Origin of the sequence: Candidatus Enterococcus moelleringii (assembly GCF_017377575.1) — a bacterium.
Lineage (GTDB): Bacteria > Bacillota > Bacilli > Lactobacillales > Enterococcaceae > Enterococcus_A > Enterococcus_A moelleringii.
In genome coordinates, this window is record NZ_JAFREM010000058.1 from 1 (window position 1) to 3,813 (window position 3,813).

General features: G+C 42.5%; 3 protein-coding genes. All 3 read left to right on the forward strand.

All coding sequences use genetic code 11. The features are described from left to right. Window positions 1-314 precede the first annotated feature (314 nt). The 3 genes from JZO70_RS22300 to JZO70_RS22310 all read left to right on the forward strand — a co-directional run bounded on the left by JZO70_RS22300 (window position 315) and on the right by JZO70_RS22310 (window position 3,730). A complete protein-coding gene (locus JZO70_RS22300) occupies window positions 315-1,391 on the forward strand; it encodes a M24 family metallopeptidase (protein WP_207675891.1) in 1,077 nt (358 codons plus the stop codon). 71 nt (window positions 1,392-1,462) lie between these two features. Further along, complete coding sequence (pepI, locus tag JZO70_RS22305; RefSeq protein WP_207675892.1) at window positions 1,463-2,344, forward strand: proline iminopeptidase; 882 nt, start codon at window positions 1,463-1,465, stop codon at window positions 2,342-2,344. Window positions 2,345-2,371: 27 nt separating this feature from the next. Continuing rightward, entirely contained in the window at window positions 2,372-3,730 is a 1,359-nt protein-coding gene (locus tag JZO70_RS22310) for a peptide MFS transporter (RefSeq protein ID WP_207675893.1), read from the forward strand. The last annotated feature ends 83 nt before the right edge of the window (window positions 3,731-3,813 follow it).

A 3,813-nucleotide genomic window follows, 5' to 3' on the forward strand; every position in this document is an offset into this window, starting at 1 on the left:
AACTAAAAAAATCGCGCTTTTTTGCAGGAATTTGAAAAGAATTGTTTAAATTGACAAAATTTTGTAGTAAACTTGTGTAAGCGGAAGCAAATAGAAAAAAACAACTTTCTCCATAAAAAAGCTTGAAATCATTCTGTTTTTATGGTTATTTTAAACCTGTGATAGGTGAATGGTTGAACAAGCATTTTTTGATTTTTACTGTGGCGCCTGTTTTTAACAGGTTTTTATTCGCGTTCCGAAATTGATTTTAAACAGTGAACCCGCTGTTTTGAATAGCCGATAAGGCAAACAATCTATCAAAGGAGTGAACTATTTTGAAAGAACGTCGTGTGGAAAGAGTAATTGAAAAAATGAAGGAACAAGGGTACGGGCAACTGCTAGTTTCTGACCCAGCAACCATTTTCTATCTAACCGGTCGTTGGATTCATCCAGGTGAAAGATTGTTAGTATTAGTCATTACACCAGAAGGCAAGAACACACTAATCATCAACAAATTATTCCCGATCGAAGAAGATCTGGGTGTGGAAAAAGTATTTATCGATGATACCGATGATGCAGTGAAGAAAGTTTTGGAGTATGTTAATACCGACGAAAAAATTGGTGTCGACAAAAACTGGCCGGCTCAATTCTTATTACGTTTATTAGAAATTGTACCAGATGCTAAATTAGGCAACGGCTCTCAAGTGACGGATTCCGTTCGGGCAATCAAAGACGAAGAAGAAAAACAATTAATGCGGGATGCCCAAGCAGACAATGAAATCGCAGTAGATCGCTTGAAAAAATTATTACCAGAAGAATTAACCGAAGCAGAAATGGCAGACAAATTAGCTGGGATTTATAAAGAGCTAGGCAACAGCGGTTTTTCATTTGATCCAATCGTAGGCTATGGCGCTAACGCAGCCGATCCTCACCATGAAACCGATGATTCGAAAGTAAAACCAGGCGACAGCGTCATTCTGGATATCGGCGGCGTCAAAAATTCTTACGCTTCTGACTTAACTCGGACCTTCTTCTACAAAGAAGTCTCTGATAAAGGCCGCGAAGTCTACGAAATCGTTAAAGAAGCCAACCAACGCGCCATCGACCTGGTAAAACCAGGCGTGAAATTATCCGCAATCGATGCAGCAGCTCGTGATTACATCACCGAAAAAGGCTACGGCGAATACTTTACTCACCGTCTAGGACACTTTATCGGCATCGAATGTCACGAAACCGGCGACGTTTCCGGCTCTAACGACAACGTAGCTGAAGTAGGCAACATCTTCTCGATTGAACCAGGTATCTACATTCCAGGTGAAGTCGGCGTTCGTATCGAAGACTTAGTCATTGTTACTGAAGATGGCTGTGAAAACTTGAACCACTATCCAAAAGATCTAGAAATCGTTGGCTAAATGATTTTTATCTTCTATCCGCAGTTCCTTGCGGATAGAAGCATTTCTAAAAAAATGTCAGGAGGAGAAGCATGAAAGTAGAAGAAGGCTACATGCCTTATTTAGGACATCAAACGTATTACCGGGTCGTAGGCGAACGCAGCGGCAACAAAAAACCGCTGATCTTGATGCACGGCGGACCGGGTTCCACTCATAACTATTTTGAAGTGTTGGATGATATGGCAGTCGATGGCCGCCAATTGATCATGTACGATCAACTAGGCTGCGGCAAATCAGCAGTACCGTCTGATCCATCACTTTGGACTTCAGAAACATGGGTGAACGAATTAGCGGCACTGCGGGAGCACTTAGGCTTAGACGAAGTTCATTTGTTAGGTCAATCTTGGGGCGGCATGCTGGAAATTATTTATGCCTGCGATTATGCACCAAAAGGCATTAAGAGTATGATCCTGTCCAGCACTTTGTCATCTGCCAGCCTTTGGGCGCAAGAACAGCACCGCATGATCAGCTTCATGTCAGAAGAAGATCAGGCAGCGATTGCCAAAGCAGAAGAAACCGGCGTTTATGATGATCCAGCTTATCTAGCAGCCAATGACCGCTTTATGGTTCGACATGCTGCTGCGGTTCCAACCGAAGATTCACCAGAACCGTTGCGTCGCGAAAAAGTACCAGGTACCGAAAGCTATATCACCGCTTGGGGACCAAACGAGTATTCACCAACAGGGACCTTGCAGCCCTACGAATACACCGACAAGCTACCGACCCTTGACATGCCAATATTGATTACCAGCGGGACCAACGATCTATCCACACCGCTTGTGGCAAAAACCATGTATGACGCACTTCCAAATGCGAAATGGGAATTATTTGCCTACAGTCGTCACATGCCTTTTGTGGAAGAACGTGAGAAGTATGTCAAAATCTTGCAAGCGTGGCTTGAAGAAAACGACTAACATTTATTTTAGGAAAGAGGAATGATAATGGATACAACTCCAGTGAAAAAGAGGAAACCTTTTGGCTTTTATGTCTGTTCATTAGGCTTCTCATTCGAACGTGCGGCCTTTTATACAGCGAAATACATGCTGGTAATTTGGATCGCGACAAATGCCGCATCAGGCGGGTTAGGAATGACCAGTGCGCAAGGAGCTGCAATGTCAGCTTACTTTGTTGCCGCAACTTACATTACACCAATGATCGGTGGTTGGTTGGCCGATTACTGGCTAAGTCCAAGACTTTCTGTGGCAGCCGGAATGATTCTAATGGGTATCGGCTATATGTTAGCCTGGCAAGCAAACTCCATGGGTATGGTATGGGCAATGATTATTTTAGTTGCCATTGGTACAGGTTTGTTTAAAGGAAATCTGTCAGGGATAAATGGTCTATTGTTCAGCGATGAAAAAGAATTGAATGAGGCCTTCTCGGTTCAGTACTCATTCGTTAACATCGGCTCATTCTGCGGAACAACTTTCTTAGTACTGTTGATTAAACCATTTGGCTTTAACTTTGTCTTCATGATTTGTGGTTTGCTTCTATTCATCGATGCAATATGGTTTATCTTTAACAGCCGCTCATTAGGTGAAGCTGGTAAGAAACCATTTAAAGTGGACCAACGTCAATTTGAATCCGCTGGTAAAAAATCCGGCACTGACGACAATGCACCATTAACATCAGGCGACAAAAAAAGAATTCTTGCTATTTTTTTAGTTACTTTATTCTCGGTTGTATTTTGGATGGTTTGGTACATGGCTTACATGCCAGCGTACTACTACTTCGGCTACGGAGATGGCGCTGGGTTCTTAGGTCGTGCCAACTGGCAAGTCGGCAGCTTCCTAGTACCAACCTCTTATTTTGATTCAATGAACGCCCTGACTTGTATCGTGTTAGGTCCAATTTTAGGGAAATTATGGACTAAACTAGCTGCTCGTCCACAAGGCGACATGAGTATGTTTAAGAAAACAGCATTAGGCATGATGCTAGTAGGTGTTTCTTATGTAGCTATGGTAGTTGCTGATATGGCTGGACAAGGCCATGCGTCAATCCTATGGTTAGTCTTAGTAAGTTTATTGATGTCTTTAGGAGAAATGATCTTCTCTCCACTGGGCAACTCGTTTATCGCAAAACTAGCACCAGCTAAATTAATGGGTCTATTATTGGGAGTTTGGCCATTAGCAGTATTCATCGCCCAATTGATCTATCCAAAAATCTACGCATTCTTGGAAACAGATGTTCCTGCTGAGTTCCAAATGGGCTATGGTATCTTAGCGGCAGTCGTTATCGTACTAGGCTTGATCCTATGGTTTGGCAGCAAGAACTTGGATAAATTAGAAGCAGCAGAATAAATTGAAAGTAGATCTCTTCGGAGGTCTATTTTTTTGCCAGTTCTACTATGAGCTTGTTACAATTTTCTGATCTTGGTTTCTTG

What these genes read in the sequence shown, in the direction of transcription:
- JZO70_RS22310 (WP_207675893.1), top strand. Translation starts at nt 2,372, where the DNA reads ATGGATACAACTCCAGTGAAAAAGAGGAAACCTTTTGGCTTTTATGTC.
- pepI (WP_207675892.1), top strand. Translation starts at nt 1,463, where the DNA reads ATGAAAGTAGAAGAAGGCTACATGCCTTATTTAGGACATCAAACGTAT.